Below are 18,589 nucleotides of genomic sequence, written 5' to 3'. Positions count from 1 at the left end.
TTTTAAAACACAGCAACAATACCACACTAATTTTTAGTTAAATATTTGTATTACAATTGATTACATATCATACACAATACAATAAGAATAAGGTAGATATTGTAATTTACACATTAATAAACACCTATTAATAAATACGTTACACGAAAACAAATTAACATATAAGCCCGAAAGCCTATATGTTAATTCCCACAATAAGATGTTTAAATAAAAAAGTATATTATTTGCTATTTATTTCTATAGAAGCTTGCTTCAAATTAGAAGAGGTCGCTTTTAATATTATCTTCCCTGCCTTTTTATGAGACTGCACAACAGCCAAAGCTTTTCCACTAAACAATTTTCTTGAAGGCTTTTTCAAAGAATTCGGATCAGTAGGATCTCCATTATCAGTTCCGGCTATAAAACCATCTCCTTCTATCGTAAAGTTTATAAGATTATCAGCTACAGGAACAGGATTACCTTCTGCATCCAAAGCCTCAACCGTAATAAAAGATAAATCTTTCCCATCGGCTTTGATTGTCTGCCTATCTGCTGTAAGCCTTATAGAAAAAGGATCACCTGTTGTTTTAACTTCCCTTGTCAACACCTCTTTTCCATCTTTATAAGAAACAGCTTTCAGAGTACCTTTTTGGAAAGGAACACGCCAAAAGACATGATATACATCTTTTTCTTTGGCTTTCTTACCTAGAGACAAACCGTTCAAAAACAATTCTACCTCATCAGCATTATTGAAATATGCCCATATATCTACAGTTTGTCCCTCTTTCCAATTCCAATGCGGAAAGATATGAAGAACATCCTTATTTGTCCATTCACTCTGATACATATAATATATGTCTTTAGGAAATCCCGCAAGGTCAATTACTCCGAAATAGGAACTGCGAGACGGCCACCAGAATGGAGTAGGCTCACCCAAATAGTCGAAACCTGTCCACAGATAGACACCCGAAATATGATCATAGTTTTTCACGAGTCTCCATGTATCTTCGTGAGTGCTCCCCCAAGGTACATGACAATTATCATATGATGAACAATGATGCACAGGACGTTCGAAAGGCTTATCCCATCTCTCGGGCCAAATGTTCATACTATCGGAAGGCATTTCGTAATATCCACGAGACATTAGTCCCGATGTAGACTCTGTAATAATCAGCTTTTGATTCGGAAATTTCTCATGAAAATTCACCCAATTATTTTCATGGTAATTGAAACCGATAATATCCATCGCACCCGATCGGAAGATATGATTGGATGGTTCTGTTTCATTATTTCCTGTTGTAATCGGTCGTGTAGGATCAAGCTTTTTGGCAATATCAGCCAACTTTATAGTCAAAAGGGAATTTACGTGAAGCTCTTTTGCGTCAATATCTTTTTTGTTTAATGTATTGGCAAAATTTAAGACCATGTTAGCCTGTTGCAAATCTAATGTATCGGCATTTATATGAGACCATTGTTCGAGAATTTCATTTCCTATACTCCACATGAAGATAGAAGGATGATTGCGATCACGAAGAATTAGATCGGTCAAATCCCGTTCGTGCCATTCGGGGAAATATTGAGAATAATCGTACGGTGATTTCTTCTTTCGCCACATATCGAAAGCCTCATCCATAACGATGAGCCCCATTTTGTCGCACAAGTCAAGCAATTCTGGGGCAGGTGGATTATGAGAGGTACGAATACCATTGCATCCCATCTCTTTCAGAATTTCGAGCTGACGTTCAATAGCCCTGGTATTAACGGCTGCTCCTAAGAATCCTAAATCGTGGTGATTGCACACTCCTTTTATCTTTATAGATTCGCCATTAAGAAAGAATCCTTTATTCGGATCGAAAGAAAAATAGCGAATACCTAACGGAGTTTCATATTCATCTACAACTTTCCCATTTTGCTCTATACGGGTTACTATTTTATAGAGATATGGATTGTCTATCGACCATAAGATTGGATTTGAGACTTTCAAACTTTGGTTCATAGAAATATTTTCTCCAATACCAACACTTTCTGAATTATTTATTCCAGCAATCTCTTTTCCATCTTTATCTATCAGGATAGAATATAGTTCAAATGTTTGACTAAGATCTGATGAATTTTTTATATTCGTTTCTATCTTAATCTCGGCATTATCTTTTGTTACTGTAGGTGTAGTTACATAAGTACCCCAAAGGTCAACATGTAAAGCATTTGTAGTTACTAACCTCACATTACGATAAATGCCCGATCCCGAATACCACCGTGAATTGGGCTGTTTCGAGTTGTCTACACGAACAGCAATAACATTACTTTCTCCGACTTTAATATATGGAGTCAAGTCGTAACGAAACGAAATATATCCATTGGGACGCTCTCCCAAAAGATGTCCGTTTATCCACACTTTACTGTTCCAATATATACCATCAAAATCGATATATACATTCTTTCCTTTATCGGATTTATCTACTACAAAGTCTTTGCGATACCAACCTATACCACCCGGTAATGCTCCACCTCCGGGAGTAGCCGGATTCTTTAGAGAAAAATCTGCTTCTATACTCCAGTCGTGAGGAAGATCAAGAATTCTCCACTTTGCATCGTCATATTGAGTATTGTATGCTATAGAATCATCTCCCAGATAGAATTTCCAACCTTCGGTAAAGTCTACATTTTCTCTTACTTTCTTTGACGAAGAGCACGAAAAGAGAACTGTACAAATAAAAAGAAATAGATAATGTTTTTTCATGTCTGATATTATAATCCTTAAATTTAGAAATAAAGGTCGGAAGATACATATCCGACCTCTATCAATTTCAACCTTAAAAAACCAATAAAAACCAATAAAGATTTCACAATCTTTTTCTACACTTTATTTCCCTGCGCTAATAATAGCATTAATAGCATCTGTATGTACTTGCTCTCCGGTAGTTCTATTGAACAGACCTGATGCTTTATCACCCGTAGGACCATTATCCCAGTAAACAGGAATCAGTCCATTCTGAACTGCCACCTTAGTTATATAATTCAGATAGTAATTACGAGCCTTTACATGATTTGCATAATCGGCAGTACTCAACGATGCTCTTAATGTTGCAGCATATTCACCTAAGATTACAGGGATTCCCTTATCTACAAAATTTGTTTTAATTTTTCCAAATTGCGTATCAGCCCAATCTTCTTGTCCCCATGTGGAAACTCCGGCTCCTGAAAAATCTTTACCCCAGAGGAAAATTGTATTTTCTTCAGCTAGTGTAAAATCGTAAGGGTCATAGTAATGAACTTCCGCCATGATACGATTGGCTGTAGGATCTGTAGGCATTTTCATATAGTTTACTGCATAGTCTATATTCGTATTGTATGACTGAACGATAAGGTTACGCCAAGTATTTTTTCCTCCGGTAGACCGCACTGCATTAATAAATGTTTGGTTGTATGACTGCTGTACTTCTATATTTTCTGCCGATGGTGTATTATAATTGGCATGAACTTCGTTTGTCCCTGCAAAAAGGAGGTGTTCGTCATAATCACGGAAATAAACAGCAATTTGTTCCCACAATGCCTTTTGCTTTTTATTTACTTCGACCTGTTTGTCGTAGGTTGGATTTTCTTCAAGCCAGCCACCATCCCAATGGATATTAATTATTGCATACATATTGTTATCAATACAATAGTCTACAACTTCTTTCACACGGGCAAGTCTTGCATCCGATATTTTATATGTAGCCTGATCTTCGATATATGCATTCCACGCACATGGTATACGCACGGTATTAAATCCGGCTGCTTTTACTGCATCTATCAAAGCTTTAGACGCCTTTGGGTTGCCCCATGTTGTTTCTCCGGCAGTAGTTCCATCTGTAGCTTCGAGCGTATTGCCTAAATTCCACCCAAGTCCCATTTTTGCAGCAAGAGCCGGAGCGTCGTTATTCATTCCTGTCTTATCAGCCACAATATTCAGACTTGTTGCTGCTTGAGCAATTGTAACTGTTTCTGACAAATTACCGACTTTGAATACAATAGTACCTTCTCTTTCAAAAATATTCTTGTTAGGAGCAATAACAAAAACTTCGGAAACGTCTGAAACTGCTTTCGTTGAGGATTTTGTAATCCAATCTCCATTTATTACTATTTCGTGAGAGCCTGATGTTTGTAGCTCGACAGTTATATTTTCTCCTTCTGATTTTACATCATATATATTCTTCTTTACAACAAGTAGATTTGTCAGAGCCTGTGTAACGGCTACTTCTTTTTTTATATTCCCGGCAGTTATTGTCAAGGTCGCATTACGAATATCTGTTGTAGTATTAGCCTGAGCTGATACTGTGAGTTTTATGGTCCCTGTTTCTTCTCCGGATGCAGGCAAAACAGTACACCAAGACTCAGAACTAGCTACAGTCCATTTTTGGTTTGTCTTTATATGTATGGTATTATCTCCACCATCTTTTGTGAAAGTCAGATTATCTGTTGAAACAATTAACTCCGGATCGGGTTTATCTTCGTCGCCGGAACAACTCCAGTTAGCTATACTCACACCTAGACATAACAATAATAAAATAATATACTTTTTCATACCTTTTTTATAATAGAAAATAAGCTATCAATAATGATCAGCCTAATTCCCTGTTTTAATAATAAGAAGAATCTGGACAATATTTTGTATTATCCAGATCCTTAGATATTTATTTTATTGTTATTTTATCGACTTTAACAGTAACAGCACTTAAGTCGACAATATCGTTAGCCAAATCTTTCACATCAACAGTGAAAACCATCAGTCCATCAGATACTCCGGGAGCACACCATACAGTATACGTCCCATTTCCAGAAACATTCGTATCACCTGATCCCCCACCCCAGTATTGAGCAGACCAATCACCATCGGCAAAAGACAAAGCAGCTTTGTAACTTCCAATTGCTCCTGCTTTTAAGGTAACCCCACCAAGCGTGAAAGTAACAGAAATACTCTTATCAAAAATAAAATCCGAAGGCTTCACAGGAGGACTGGCTGCAGTACTTCCGTATGCATTATAAATTTCAATCCTTAGATTCCCGTTAGACTCAAGATCCCCATGAACTATCTTAGATTGATCAATAGTCATACTAGTACCCTCATCTTCTGATGCTGCTTTCATTAGTTCAAAATGATATACCATGTATTTAGCATCGGTATTGTCACGTCTACCTAACCATAAGCCTGATAATTCTCCTGATTCATCTTTTTCTGAACGAATAATTCTTAAAGCTTTATCCCCTGTTGTAGATAACATCTGTGACCCAGAAATAGCAAAACTTATGTCTGTATCAAAAATTATATTGTTATTAGCATCAGTCTTATATGTACCTTTCATTTCTTTAGCTGTGCCATCGGTAAGTATATAGCTTCCGGTTTTTTCTCCTGTTTTTGTCATCGATAAAGAAATATTATCAATCATACTCTTATTGTATGGATAGCCTGCAACAGAATAGTCAGCCGGCGAACTCCAATTATTCAGAAATGTACCATCCAGACCAGTCCAGTTATATGGAGTATTAACAGACAACTTCCATTTCTTTGTAAATGTTGATGTTAAATCATCATTCGCATTTCCGTTATATGGAGGTTCCGGATCTCCTGCAACCCAATTATCTTTATATTCCTTAGAAATATAGTTGAAACATGTACCTGACGGAACAAGCATAATCTGCATAAAGTCTTCCGACAAATATAATATCCTGAATTCGGTAGCTGCCAATACCTCTCCATTTCGACCTGTTACATTAACAGGATAAGCATCGGTAAAGGCAATAGTATGTTCATCTACATTAACCATATACGAACCATTGTAAGATCCTAAGCCATAAGCCTGTTGATCTACCTTGATATTTGCACCGCCAATCAGGTCGAATGTCATTGTTCCAAAGTCAGCTGCATCACACATCCATTTATTACCCGGCCAGTCTGCAAGCCAATACCATAAAGCATTACCATCGTCTCCGGCAAGAGGTGTGATAGCTTTTTTCCAATCCCATGCATCTGCATCAAGATAATTATCTCCTGAAGCTGTGTGAAGGGCATCCCAGTTATATGTACCTGTGAAGAAATACATCGGAGCTAAGAAATGACGACTAACTCCTTCGGCATCAAGGTCTAGGTACCATGTTTTGGATTTACCTACTCCTCCCGAGATCATAGTCCACACATCGTCATTTACAAAGTCTGCATAGAAATCATCAACCGTAAAAGTAACAGGTTCTCCATATACAATTCCTCCGGGTGTTTCTACCCCGAATGTTACATTGTAAGTACCTGGAAAAGGCATTTTCAACGTCACTTTTTGTTTCTGGCTACGTCCCTGAGGATGATTCCATAGTGGAGTATAACCATTTCCCATCAAACTTGTCAGATAAATAATATTTGGGTTTGAAGCATCGTGTTCAATCTTGAAAGCTATACCTTCAACCAAATCTTCTGCTTTTACATTCTTACTTCCTAAACTATAATCATCAGGAGAGCAAGAAACAAACATCATCGCGAAAAGAGCGAATAATGTAAATATATTAATCAGTTTCTTCATAATTATTAGTTTTTGTTTGTTACCAACCTGCATTTTGAGTAAGAACATTCTTAGATAATGTAATCTGAGTATTCGGTATCTGCATGAAACCTCTTGTTTTCTTAATATTCTCAGCAGTGATTACAACTTCATCTTCTGCATTGCCGCTCAATACTTTTTGTGACTGGGCGATAGTAGAAGCAGCAACATCAAGCCCCTGACGAAGTAAGTCCCAATAACGAAGGCCTTCGAATGCAAATTCGAAACGACGCTCTTCCAGAATGTTAGCCTGAGAGACTGTCTTAGTTGTAAGTCCTGCACGCTTACGCACTTGGTCATAATAATTTTGTGCATTGTTTGACCCCAATTCGGCAGCCATTAACAGCACATCCGCATAGCGTATAATAACATAATCCTGATCTTGAGAAATCTGAAAGTCATTATCACCTCCGGTATCAGAAGTACCATCAGGCAAAGCTATTGGCGTATATTTCTTATTTGAATATCCGGTATACTCGCGTTGGTCTTTCTTATCATACTTAGCTTCAATTCCTTCTTTAGCTATGTCAATTATTGATGCTGTCTTTCTTTGGTCGTTAGCAGCAAAAGCATTCACTAATTTAGGATTTACAGTACACGCGCCCCAGCCTTTACCATAAGGCGACCAGTTTGTATTACGCATTCCCAACATAACCAACCAACGGTTTCCATCTACCATTCCGTTATAGTCGGATGTATTATTGAATTTTTCTGCAAAAATTACCTCTACATTTCCTGCTCCTGCATACCCCGATTTATCTAATTTATTATCGTCAGCATTCGGTATATAGCTTGCTGCAGGCCACATTTCTTTATATGTAGGCAATAGATCAAACTCTCCACTATCAACAATATCTTCCAATCCAGCTAATACCTCAGCCTTGGTTACACCCAAATCATCTTTAGCATAATAACCTGTATAGAATAAATATACACGAGCCAATAAAGCTTTTGCAGCAAAACTGGTTACACGACCATCATTCTCACTAGCTTTAGCTTTAGGGTAAGCATCGGCAGGAATATTAGCTGCAGCAAATTTCAAATCTTCAACGATCAACTTGTATGTATCGGTAGGATCAGCCTGAGGTACATTATCGGTTGTTGGTGCAGTCAGAAGAGGAACACGTTCAAACAAACGAACAAGATCGAAATACAAAAGAGCTCTAATGAAGCGAGCTTCGCCTGCGATGCGGTTTACTGTTGCTGCCTGATCGCTCCAATCTGAAGCCTCCATCTTAGTCAATAACCTATTGCAACGAAAAATGCCTGCGTAATAGCTTATCCAAGTCTGGTTGAATATATTATTATCAGAAGGCGATTGTGCAATATCGAAGCGGTCTAAAGCCTGATAAGCACGTCCGTCAGTATTACCGGTTCCGCCAAAACAATTATCAGATAGAAGTTCTGAGGTAACATAATGCGCAACTCCACCATCGGAAGTAGTACGCTGGTATCCGTCATAGCAACCGATCAAGGCCATTTCCATATCTGCAACAGTCTTATAAAAACTGCCATCAGTCAGATTTGTTTTAGATTCTGTATCAAGATAACTATCAGAACAGGAGAATAGTCCCATACTTACAGCTACTGCTACTAATATATGTTTAAACTTATTCATAGTTTATTCTCGTTTAATGGTTAAAATTTAAGGTTCACACCGAATAAATAAGTCCTCGGGCGAGGATAATAACCTAAGTCTATCCCTGACACCCAGTTTGATGTACCATAACCGATCTCCGGATCCATTCCATCATATTTAGTAAATGTGAATGCATTTTGTACTGATGCATACAGACGACACTGGCTGATGCATTTCAGGTTGATTAGTTTCGCAAAATCATAACCAATACTTATATTGCTTATACGTAAGAAATCACCATCTTGCAGATACAGGTCAGAGAATTGCCAGTTTATATTTGTCTCTGTTACACGAGGAATTTTGTTTGAAGTACCTTCACCTGTCCAACGATTAAGGATTGCAGTTGTATAGTTGGACTGTTTGTTGGTATGGTTACGATACGATTGAACAATCTTATTGCCCATTACTCCATTCGCATTCAGGTTAAAATCAAATCCTTTATATTCGAATCCGAGGTTAAATCCAAAAGAGAAATCTGGCATACCATTTCCCAAATCGGTTTTGTCTGTAGCGTCTATTTTCCCATTTTTATCGCGATCAACATACTTAACATCTCCCGGTTTTACGTCAGCCTGTAAAATACCATTACCGGCAGCTTTCCAAGCCTCGATATCTTCCTCACTTTGGAATACCCCAGCGGTTTTATACCCCCAGAAGTAGCCAATTGAATAACCATTTTGAGCTCTGTAAAACTCCTCAGAGTTATCATAAAGCATTCCTGTGAGACCATGAATTATGCCATCATCCGTAGGGATATTGCCTACTTTATTCTTATCGTAAGATCCATTTACACCTATATTATAGTTTACTTGACCAATATTGTCTCTCCATGTTAAGCCAAGTTCAATCCCTGTATTTTTTACATCACCACCATTTATATATGGTGCTCCGGCTCCCGCTGTAGCCAATATAGGAGCCACAACCAGCCAATCTTTTGTTTTCTTTGTGTAAAAATCAGCATTGATCCCTAATCTATTTCTTAGCATATAGGCATCAAACCCAATATTGAGCTGTTCTGAAGTCTCCCACTTAACACTTTGGTTAGATAAACGACTTTGATAAGCACCGGCAACGTTTGTTTTGCTTGTTCCGAAGTTATAATATGCAGCGGGATCGCTACTTGTATAAGCTGTAGAAGTATTTATTGGTGCAAGATATTGATCATCATCTATATTTTGGTTACCAACCTGTCCCCAACTTAAACGAAGCTTCAAAAAATCTAGGGTTCTGCTCTCCACAACACTTTGCATAAAGTCTTCATTTGTAATCACCCATCCCGCAGAGAACGAAGGGAAGTATCCCCATCTGTTACCTTTTGCAAACTTGGATGAACCATCAGCTCGCAAAGTTGCATTGAACATGTACTTCTCTTTATAGTTGTAGCCAACACGTCCGAAATAAGACACACGACGATAATCGTGTTCAGGCCTACCACCTACACTTCTTGTTTCTACAACATTGCCATCACTATCTAAATGGGCCTGTCCTGTTGTATTATCCAAGTATGCATGGGAGAAATCATTAAACTGAGATAACAAATCCCTGTTAGATCCAGAAAGGAATGTTCCCTGATAACGTGTTGCCTCCATACCTACTAAAGCATTGATGGCATGGTCATCGGCCAAAGTAAAATCATAACCTGCGGTATTAGTCCAAGTCAGTGTATGACCTTTACTCATATTCTGTAATGTAGTCGTATGATCTTTATTATAAGTATATATAGAGAACTGGTAGAATGGCTCGAAACTGCGATATTCGGATGCATAATAATTAATACCGAATACTGATCTTAACTTAAGGTTTTTAACTGGCTCTAATTCTGCATATACATCAGCCATCAATCGTTGAGAATCATTCTTATTGTTAGAGTTAGTCATCATTAAACCGTATGGATTACTATCACCTTTATACCATGGCGAGTTGCTCGTATCATTATAAGGGCTGTCATAGATATTATTATCACTATATACAGGTGACAAAGGAGATGTAATAAAAGCTCCACGCAAAGTATTATTATATTGGTTTCCAACATTTATACCTCTATTTTTGATATAGTTAAAGTTTAAGTGCTGCCCCACCGTCAATATCTCCTTATATAACTTATGCTCTGTATTGATACGGAAACCATAACGTTCATAATTAGAGACATCTTTACCTCCAACGACACCTTCTTGAGACGTATAATTCAATGAAAGAGCATATCGAGAAGCCTCTGAACCACCATTCACATTCAACGAATAGTTTTCAGTTTTAGCATCATCTTTAAACATTTGGTTAATCCAGTTTGTATTGGCAAGAGTGCCCATCGAATCAAAGTCAAATAAAGCCGATCCCGAATTTAATGCTTGCTCATTCATTATTGCCATATATTCATTGGCGTTGAGCATTTTGGCTTTACGTGCAACTTTCTGCACCCCATAATATGCATCAAAAGAAACTTGTCCTTTTCCTTTCGATCCTTGTTTTGTAGTTACTAAAATAACACCATTTGCAGCCTGAGCACCATATATGGCAGCAGAAGCAGCATCTTTCAAAACATCGATAGATTGAATATCTGCGGCATTCAATACACTGATATCTCCTTCAATTCCATCGATAATATAAAGCGGCCCTGAATTCGCTATTGTACCAAGTCCACGTATAGTAACTTTCATATCTGCACCCGGTTGTCCGGACGTAGAAGAAATCTGTACTCCCGGAGCTTGCCCTTGAAGAGCCTGAAGAGGATTGGTAGTGTTTAATTTAGCTACCTCATCGCCTTTTACTTGTAACGTAGCACCTGTATTCAGCTTTTTCTTCTGAACTCCATAACCTATGGCTACAACTTCATTCAACACATTGGCTTCTTCTTTCAACTCTACGTTGAATACTGTTTGTTGCCCAACTGCAAACGTTTTGGAAGTGAATCCAATATAGGACACTTCGATCGTTGTATTTTCTTTCACACTTAAGGTAAACTTTCCGTCAACATCAGTCAAGGTACCATTTGTTGTACCTTTTTCTACAACAGAGGCTCCAATAAGAGGTTCGCCATCTGAGGTTACGGTTCCCGATATTCCACGTACTGACTGTGCATAAAGCCCAGCAACTGAGAGTAAGCTGATAATAAGCATCAGATATACCCTCCGCAAACAAATGCAACTTGTTTGCCGAAAAAATCTAGTCATTTTCTCATTCATGGTTTTTTAATAGTATTAGTGAATCTGAACTAAAAGTGATTTATGTAATAACAATAATTCTGCTTTATTCTGCCCTTTTTACAGAGATCTTCTTTCCTGAGTATTTCACTTCAGATATTGTGTTTTTCTTTCCTTTGGTAATCCATTCTACTTTCAATATTCTATCCTTAGCCATACCCGTATATTCGCCTTTAATATCATCGACAGTAAGCTGCTGAGAGGCTTCATCATAACTGAACTTAATAGTCGAATATGCCCCATTCTCATAGTTGTAGTTTACCCCTTCGTCTTCGTATAAAGTAAACTCTCCGTTTTTACCTGTATATACTTTTATGGTGAGATCTGTTTGAGCTTCTTTGGTAGTCTGAATATCATTCCCCATAGGCAAAATCGAACCTTCTTGTACAAAGAGAGGCATACGTTCGTAGGGTGCAGATACTTTTATGCTTTTTCCTCCGGTAACATATTCTCCTGTATCATAGTTGTACCAATTTGTACCGGCAGGGAAATATACATCACGGGATGTTGCTTTGTATTGATATACCGGACAAACCATCAGGTTCGGTCCAAACATATATTGATCGCTTATGTTATGAGTAGCTGTATCTTTTCCAAAATCCATTACCAAAGCACGCATAATGGTATAATCATTGAAGTATGTCATTCCGGCCAATGAATAGATGTATGGCATCATCTGATAACGAAGTTTGGTGTAATGAACCATGCTATTATATGCAGGATGACCTTCAGGAGCAATATTGTAGATCTCACGATAAGGATATTGTCCATGACTACGGAATAGCGGACAGAATGCACCAAACTGGAACCAACGAGCATTCAGCTCTCTCCATTCTTTCATATCTTCTGAGCCTTCTTTCGCATTTTCATAACGTTTTTCGACACAGAAACCACCGATATCCATTGTCCAATAAGGAATACCCGACATAGCAAAGTTAAGTCCGGCTGAAATCTGAGCTTTCATATCTTCCCAACGAGTACCGATATCGCCACTCCATGTAGCTGTAGAGTAACGTTGTAGTCCGGCAAAACCAGAACGGGTAAGCAAGAAGACACGGTTGTTAGGATTAGTAGAACGCTGACCTTCATAAATACCCTGTGCATTAACAAGGGCGTAAGCGTTAAAGTACTCAACTGATGGGCCTAAAGCTGTAGGAGTCATTAGCTCTTTACGGTACTGCATACTTGCATTTGATAAAATATCCGGCTCGGAAGCATCCATCCACCAAGCATCAATACCTTTAGAATATAGCTTTTCGTTCAACTGATCCCAAAATAGTTTGCGAGCACCTTCGCTGTAAGCATCATAAAATCCTCCAATGTAACCCGGGCTAATCCAATCGCGAATACTATCTTTCACAGCACGGTTAAACATCCATCCTTTTTCGTCAAAAGCCTTGTAATTATCTGTCGTATAATAAAACTTAGGCCATACAGAAATCATAATATGCGCATCTTTTGCATGTACGCTATCCATCATTCCTTTTGCATCAGGGAAACGCTCGGTATCAAAATCATGGCTTCCCCATGCATCTTTTGGCCAATACGACCAATCTAATATTATGTTATCTAGTGGTATATTTCTCTTGCGGTATTCATCTACAACGCCAAGTAATTCTGCCTGAGTTTTGTATCTTTCGCGACTTTGCCAGAATCCCATTGCCCATTTAGGCATAATTTGCGATTTTCCTGTAACAGTCCTATATCCTTTGATCACATCATCGGCACTGTTTCCACGAATAAAATAATAGTCGATCTGATCGCCCATCTCTGACCAAAGAGCCAACTTGTTTTGTTCTTCCTGAGATTTCGGGCTCAAAGCTTTAAGTCCTATATATGAAATACCACCATCAGGTTTCCAATCGAGTTTTATTTTACGTTTTTCTCCGGCTTTCATATCCACTGTGAATTTATAGCTATTCGGATTCCATGCCGTACGCCATCTTTCAGGCACTATTACCTCATTATCTAATGATATAGTTGTATAACCTGCATAATAAAGTATAAAATGATATTTACCTGTTTCCTTTGCTTCTATATCTCCTTCCCATGTGATGCGAGAATTAAAAAACGGAAAGTCTTGAGGAAACTTTTTTATTGTTTCCAAATTTTCGTAATCAATCTGAGATTCTGCTCTTTCTACAAAAACTTTATTTGGATCGGCATTTACCATATAAGTAGCGGTCAGCCCACCTTCTTTTCCTGTTTTGTCATATAGCTTAAATTGATCCAAGTCGAGATAATCGCGAGAATCACCGAATTTAGTCAATGAGTAGTTATCCCAAAGTATCCCATAGTTTTTGCTCGATAAAACAAACGGAACAGACACTTTTGTATTATATTGGAAAAGAACCTCATTCTTTCCCTTGTAGTTAAACTCATCAGCCTGATGTTGTCCAAGTCCATAAAAAGCCTCATCGGCAGGAGATTCAAAGACTTGCTGCATAGTATATGCTTTTGTTCCTTCGACTTCGATATCAGAAAATGATTTACCTCCTCCTTTATTTTCAGCTAGAAGTACATTACCATTGATATCAGAGAAAGTAACCTCTCCTGTAGTCAAAGATACCGTAGCAATGGTAGATGCTGTTTTAAGAACAACATTTCCGTTTTCCTCTTTAACATCCCATCCTGTTGTTTGTGTTTTATCATATATGGTTATAAGACTTTTTTTGTCAGAAAACTTATAACCGGGAGTAGCCGAAACATGAATTACATCATCATTGACAACTTGCAATCTGATGTTCTTTGTAGCTAAAGCATTGTCCGTTTTCAGGTTTACAATTATTCCGTCACTCGTTCTCTGATATGGTCCGCTTTTACAGCCGATGAATAGAGCCATCGACAATAAACCGACCAAAAGCAGTTGATTTTTTTTCATGGTTATTATGGTTTAAGTTTCATTGATACAAAAATATCCCTGAATATGCAGAGAGGCATTCTTAAATGTTTTTAATGCGACCGTTAAAGATATTCTACAGGGGGTTAAATGTTTCCATTTAGGGATTAAAATGCTAACAAAACATTAGGAATCGCTTTATTTATATAAATTTGTATCCATCGAACCTGAATACCTAGCAATGAAAAAACCATTATACACCCTTCTATTCCTCTTATTCTCTTTTATCATAAAAGCCCAGCAATTTGAATTCTCTCATTTGAATAATACAAACGGCTTATCAAACAATCAAGTGGAAGCAATCTTGAAGGACAGCCGTGGTTTTATATGGTTTGGTACAAATATGGGGCTCAACAGGTACGACGGGATAAACTTTAAAACATATAAGAATATAAAGAATGACAGCAAAAGTCCATCTTACGACCGTTTTACAGGAATACAAGAAGATATAAAGGGAAACCTATGGTTGCAGTCGAGTGCAGGGGTTTATATGCTATATGACTGGAAATCGGAATCTTTTATAAACAATATAGATTCACTGCTAAGCGATATAGGGTTACCACCCGCACCAGCTATTATAGAAATTGACAAGAAGAAAGATTTATACATATCATATCCGGGAAAGGGTATTCACAAATACGATGCAACTACTAACAAAATAACAATCTACAAGCAATCGAAGAATACAAATGATCTGGCTCTGTCTGATATCTCCGATATAAAAATAAAGGATAGCTACATTTGGGTTCTTCACAACGACGGACTTTTGGAACGTGTAAACATGCAGACAAACAGAGTGGACATGCGAAATACGTTCTTTAAAGACAACAACCAAAACTCTACGATACAGAAATCCTTATTTATAGATTCTGATAATGACATTTGGGTTTATCCAAGTATAGCGGATAAAGGCGTAGTATATCTAAATACAAAAAAAGGACAATGGACTTTACTGGACACCAATAGTAAGGTTGCATTATCGAGTAGCTTTGTTAGATGTGTGGGACAGGATATTAACGGACTGATATGGATAGGAACAGATCACGGTGGAATAAGCATTCTGGACAAAAAGAATCAAAAGATAACGGTTCTTAAAAATGATATATACAATCATAATTCCATCAGTCAGAACTCTATCATCAGTTTCTATAGTGAACCTAACGGGACTGTATGGGTAGGAACATACAAAAGTGGAGCATCTTATTACCATCCAAACCTTTTCAAATTTAAGAAATCGCCTCTCTTTTATATGTTCAACAAAAATGCAGAGATATTCGACTGCAATAGTTTATACAAAGACAAGAGTAATAATCTTTGGATAGGGACAAATGGAACCGGTCTTATCAAATACGATCAAAACACGGAGAAAATAGAACGCTTTCGTAACAATCCTAACGATGCGGGAAGCATCTCGTCTGATATTATCACATCAATATACGAAGATCACAGACAAACACTTTGGATTGGAACTTTTATGGGAGGGCTGAACGCCTTTGACGGTAAAAGTTTCAAGAAATTCCAATTGAATGAGACAAACCCAAATTCACTTTCGAGCAAAAGTGTGTATAGCCTTACCGAAGACAACGACCATAATTTATGGATCGCAACTCTTGGGGGCGGTATAGATCAATTAAATCCAGCAAGGGATACGTTTACTCATCACAATATGAGTAACAGTAAAGATCTTTTATCCAATTATATTGTATCTATGTTTGTAGATACTCAAAATAATATATTTCTAAGTACCGACAGAGGAATATGCGTATTAGACGAAAGTAAAAAAGAAGTAAGAAAATACTTTCCGAACAACACATTTCTCGATTCCCTTACCAGCATTGTCATAAACAATCTGATTGTAGATTCAAGAGGTCTTTTATGGATTGCTACGGACAAAGGGATCAATGTATATTATCCTACAAAACAACGATTTGAATACATTACAACCAACGAGGGACTACCGGGTGATGAAGTTGTATCACTCATAGAAGATAATGATGGCAATATATGGGCAGGAACCCGAAACGGACTGGTCTGTTTCTACTGTAAGTATGACAATCAGAAACTGACGTATACAATCGCATCTTTCGATGTTAACGACGGACTGCCGGGTTCGGTATTTAATACGAATGCTATATTTAAAGACAAAGACGGAATTATCTACATAGGCAGCACTAAAGGATATACATCTTTCGATCCAAGAAAAATAGTGTTTAATAAAAATGTACCTAAACCGCATTTCACAGATCTTCTTATTACCAATCAGGTGATTAAACCGAATACAAAATACAATGGACGTGTTATTCTCGAAAAATCAATAACAGACCTCGATGAGATTGTTTTACATTACGGTGAAACCAATTTTACAATACAATTTTCATCCCTAAATTACATCCATCCCGAGAAGAATCGGTATAAATACATGTTGGAAGGATTGGATAACAAATGGACTGAAACAAGCACCGGAATCGGCTCGGCGTCATATTCCAACCTTAATGCCGGCACATACAAACTTATTGTTTACGCCAGCAATGACGATAATGTATGGAGCAGTGACCCTATTGTTTTGACAATCGTAGTAAAACCTCCATTTTGGCTATCATGGTGGGCAACCATTATATACATACTCATCACGATCACGGTCTTAAGGTTTTTCATAAAATATAAGTTGAATAAACAAAAAGAAGAATACGAACAGGCTCAAAAAATACTGGAAGCTCAGAAAATACATGAAGTAGACGAATTGAAATTCAAATTCTTTACCAATATAAGCCATGAATTCAAGACTCCGCTCACGCTCATTCTTACACCGTTGGAGAAACTTATGAAATCATCTGTATCGGACGAGCAAAAAGCAACGATGAGCATCATGCACAAGAATGCTAAAAACTTGCTGAACATGGTGAACGAAATACTTGATTTCAGGAAGTTTGACCAAAACAAGATGACTCTGAATATTTCACGAGGGAATATTATAGAATTTACAAAAGAAATATGTCAGTCGTTCTCGGCATTGGCAGGAGAGAAATCAATAAAACTTACATTCACAACGTATCTGCAAGAACTGCAGATGGAATTTGATAAAGAAAAGATGCATAAAATCATATCCAATCTGATTTCCAATGCATTCAAATATACAGAAGATGGACAGATAGATGTCAGTATTGGCATTTCTGAACTGCTACAAACAGATACACCAACCAAACAGCTATGCCTGAAAGTTTCTGATACAGGCGTTGGCATAGAGAAAGAATACCTCGAGAAAATATTTGAACGCTTCTTCAGAATAGAAAAAGCAGAAAAAAACAATCAATCTGGAACCGGAGTTGGACTCCATTTAGCCAGTGAATATGTAAAATTACATGGAGGCGAAATACAAGTGGAAAGTACAGAAGGAAAGGGTTCTACTTTCACAATATTACTGCCTATACAAAATTCGACATATAAGGAGTTAAGCAACCAAGACATTATACATTCGGGTGATATTTCTATTAGCGAAATAAAAGAAGGAGCCGAGCTCGATTTAAAGTCGGCGCAACGGGCACATCTTCCGCTTTTACTAATAGTAGACGACAATGAAGACTTTTGTGAATTTATCACCAGCTTGTTTATAGACGATTATCGCACCGTTATAGCAAATGATGGAGAAGAAGGATACAGCATTGTACTCGATCAACTACCGGATATTATATTATGCGATGTTATGATGCCAAAAATGGATGGCTATGAGTTTTGCAGGCATGTAAAAGGTGATATACGAACCTCACATATTCCGATCATACTACTTACGGCCAAATCGTCGGAAGAAAGCAAATATTCGGGTATTGAGGCAGGAGCAGATGATTATATCTCCAAGCCTTTCAACATTGACATGCTGAAACTAAAAATAGCCAAGATCATCGAGAGGCAGAAAAAGATACATAGCAACTTCAAGAAGAAAATAGATATCTCCCTGAGCGAAATAGAGATAACATCTATGGACGAAAAGTTTGTACAAAAAACAATCTCGATTGTGGAAGAAAACATTGGAAATCCTGAATTTCTTGTAGAAGACCTTTGCAAAGAGATGGGTATGAGCCGGGTATATTTTTACAAAAAAATATTGGCTCTGACAGATAAGACCCCTTCTGAGTTTATCCGCTTTATTCGTTTAAAGAGAGCAGCTGATTTATTGGAAAAAAGCCAGATGTTTGTCAATGAAATTGCCTTTCAGGTAGGATTTAATGATCCCAAATATTTCCGCAAGTATTTTAAAGAGGAATTTGGTGTAACCCCCAATGAGTATAAAAAAAACGTATCGAAATGATCCAGT

7 protein-coding genes are annotated in these 18,589 nt (G+C 37.5%); 1 reads left to right on the top strand and 6 read right to left on the bottom strand.

Annotated features, from left to right (window positions below; translation table 11 throughout):
• Positions 1-220: 220 nt before the first annotated feature.
• The 6 genes from QOX35_RS07035 to QOX35_RS07010 form a co-directional block, all read right to left on the bottom strand.
• On the bottom strand, positions 221-2,719 hold the full coding sequence (locus tag QOX35_RS07035; protein ID WP_283686321.1) for a glycoside hydrolase family 2 TIM barrel-domain containing protein: 2,499 nt from the start codon (positions 2,717-2,719) through the stop codon (positions 221-223).
• Between the two features lie 123 nt (positions 2,720-2,842).
• Positions 2,843-4,543, bottom strand: a complete 1,701-nt coding sequence (locus QOX35_RS07030; RefSeq protein ID WP_283686320.1) for a cellulase family glycosylhydrolase — start codon at positions 4,541-4,543, stop codon at positions 2,843-2,845.
• Positions 4,544-4,652: 109 nt separating this feature from the next.
• Complete coding sequence (locus tag QOX35_RS07025; RefSeq protein WP_283686319.1) at positions 4,653-6,527, bottom strand: hypothetical protein; 1,875 nt, start codon at positions 6,525-6,527, stop codon at positions 4,653-4,655.
• A gap of 19 nt (positions 6,528-6,546) precedes the next feature.
• On the bottom strand, positions 6,547-8,163 hold the full coding sequence (locus QOX35_RS07020) for a RagB/SusD family nutrient uptake outer membrane protein (protein WP_283686318.1): 1,617 nt from the start codon (positions 8,161-8,163) through the stop codon (positions 6,547-6,549).
• Between the two features lie 20 nt (positions 8,164-8,183).
• The gene (locus QOX35_RS07015; RefSeq protein ID WP_283686317.1) at positions 8,184-11,351 is read right to left on the bottom strand and encodes a SusC/RagA family TonB-linked outer membrane protein; all 3,168 of its coding nucleotides are present in this window, start codon (positions 11,349-11,351) and stop codon (positions 8,184-8,186) included.
• 76 nt (positions 11,352-11,427) lie between these two features.
• Positions 11,428-14,262, bottom strand: a complete 2,835-nt coding sequence (locus QOX35_RS07010; RefSeq protein ID WP_283686316.1) for a TIM-barrel domain-containing protein — start codon at positions 14,260-14,262, stop codon at positions 11,428-11,430.
• A gap of 199 nt (positions 14,263-14,461) precedes the next feature.
• Between QOX35_RS07010 and QOX35_RS07005 the strand changes: the two genes are divergently transcribed.
• A complete protein-coding gene (locus QOX35_RS07005; protein WP_283686315.1) occupies positions 14,462-18,583 on the top strand; it encodes a hybrid sensor histidine kinase/response regulator transcription factor in 4,122 nt (1,373 codons plus the stop codon).
• The last annotated feature ends 6 nt before the right edge of the window (positions 18,584-18,589 follow it).

This window comes from Dysgonomonas sp. Marseille-Q5470 (genome assembly GCF_951230145.1).
Taxonomy (GTDB): domain Bacteria; phylum Bacteroidota; class Bacteroidia; order Bacteroidales; family Dysgonomonadaceae; genus Dysgonomonas.
The sequence above is the reverse complement of the archived record's forward strand: the minus strand, read 5'-3'. Positions and strand labels throughout refer to the sequence as shown.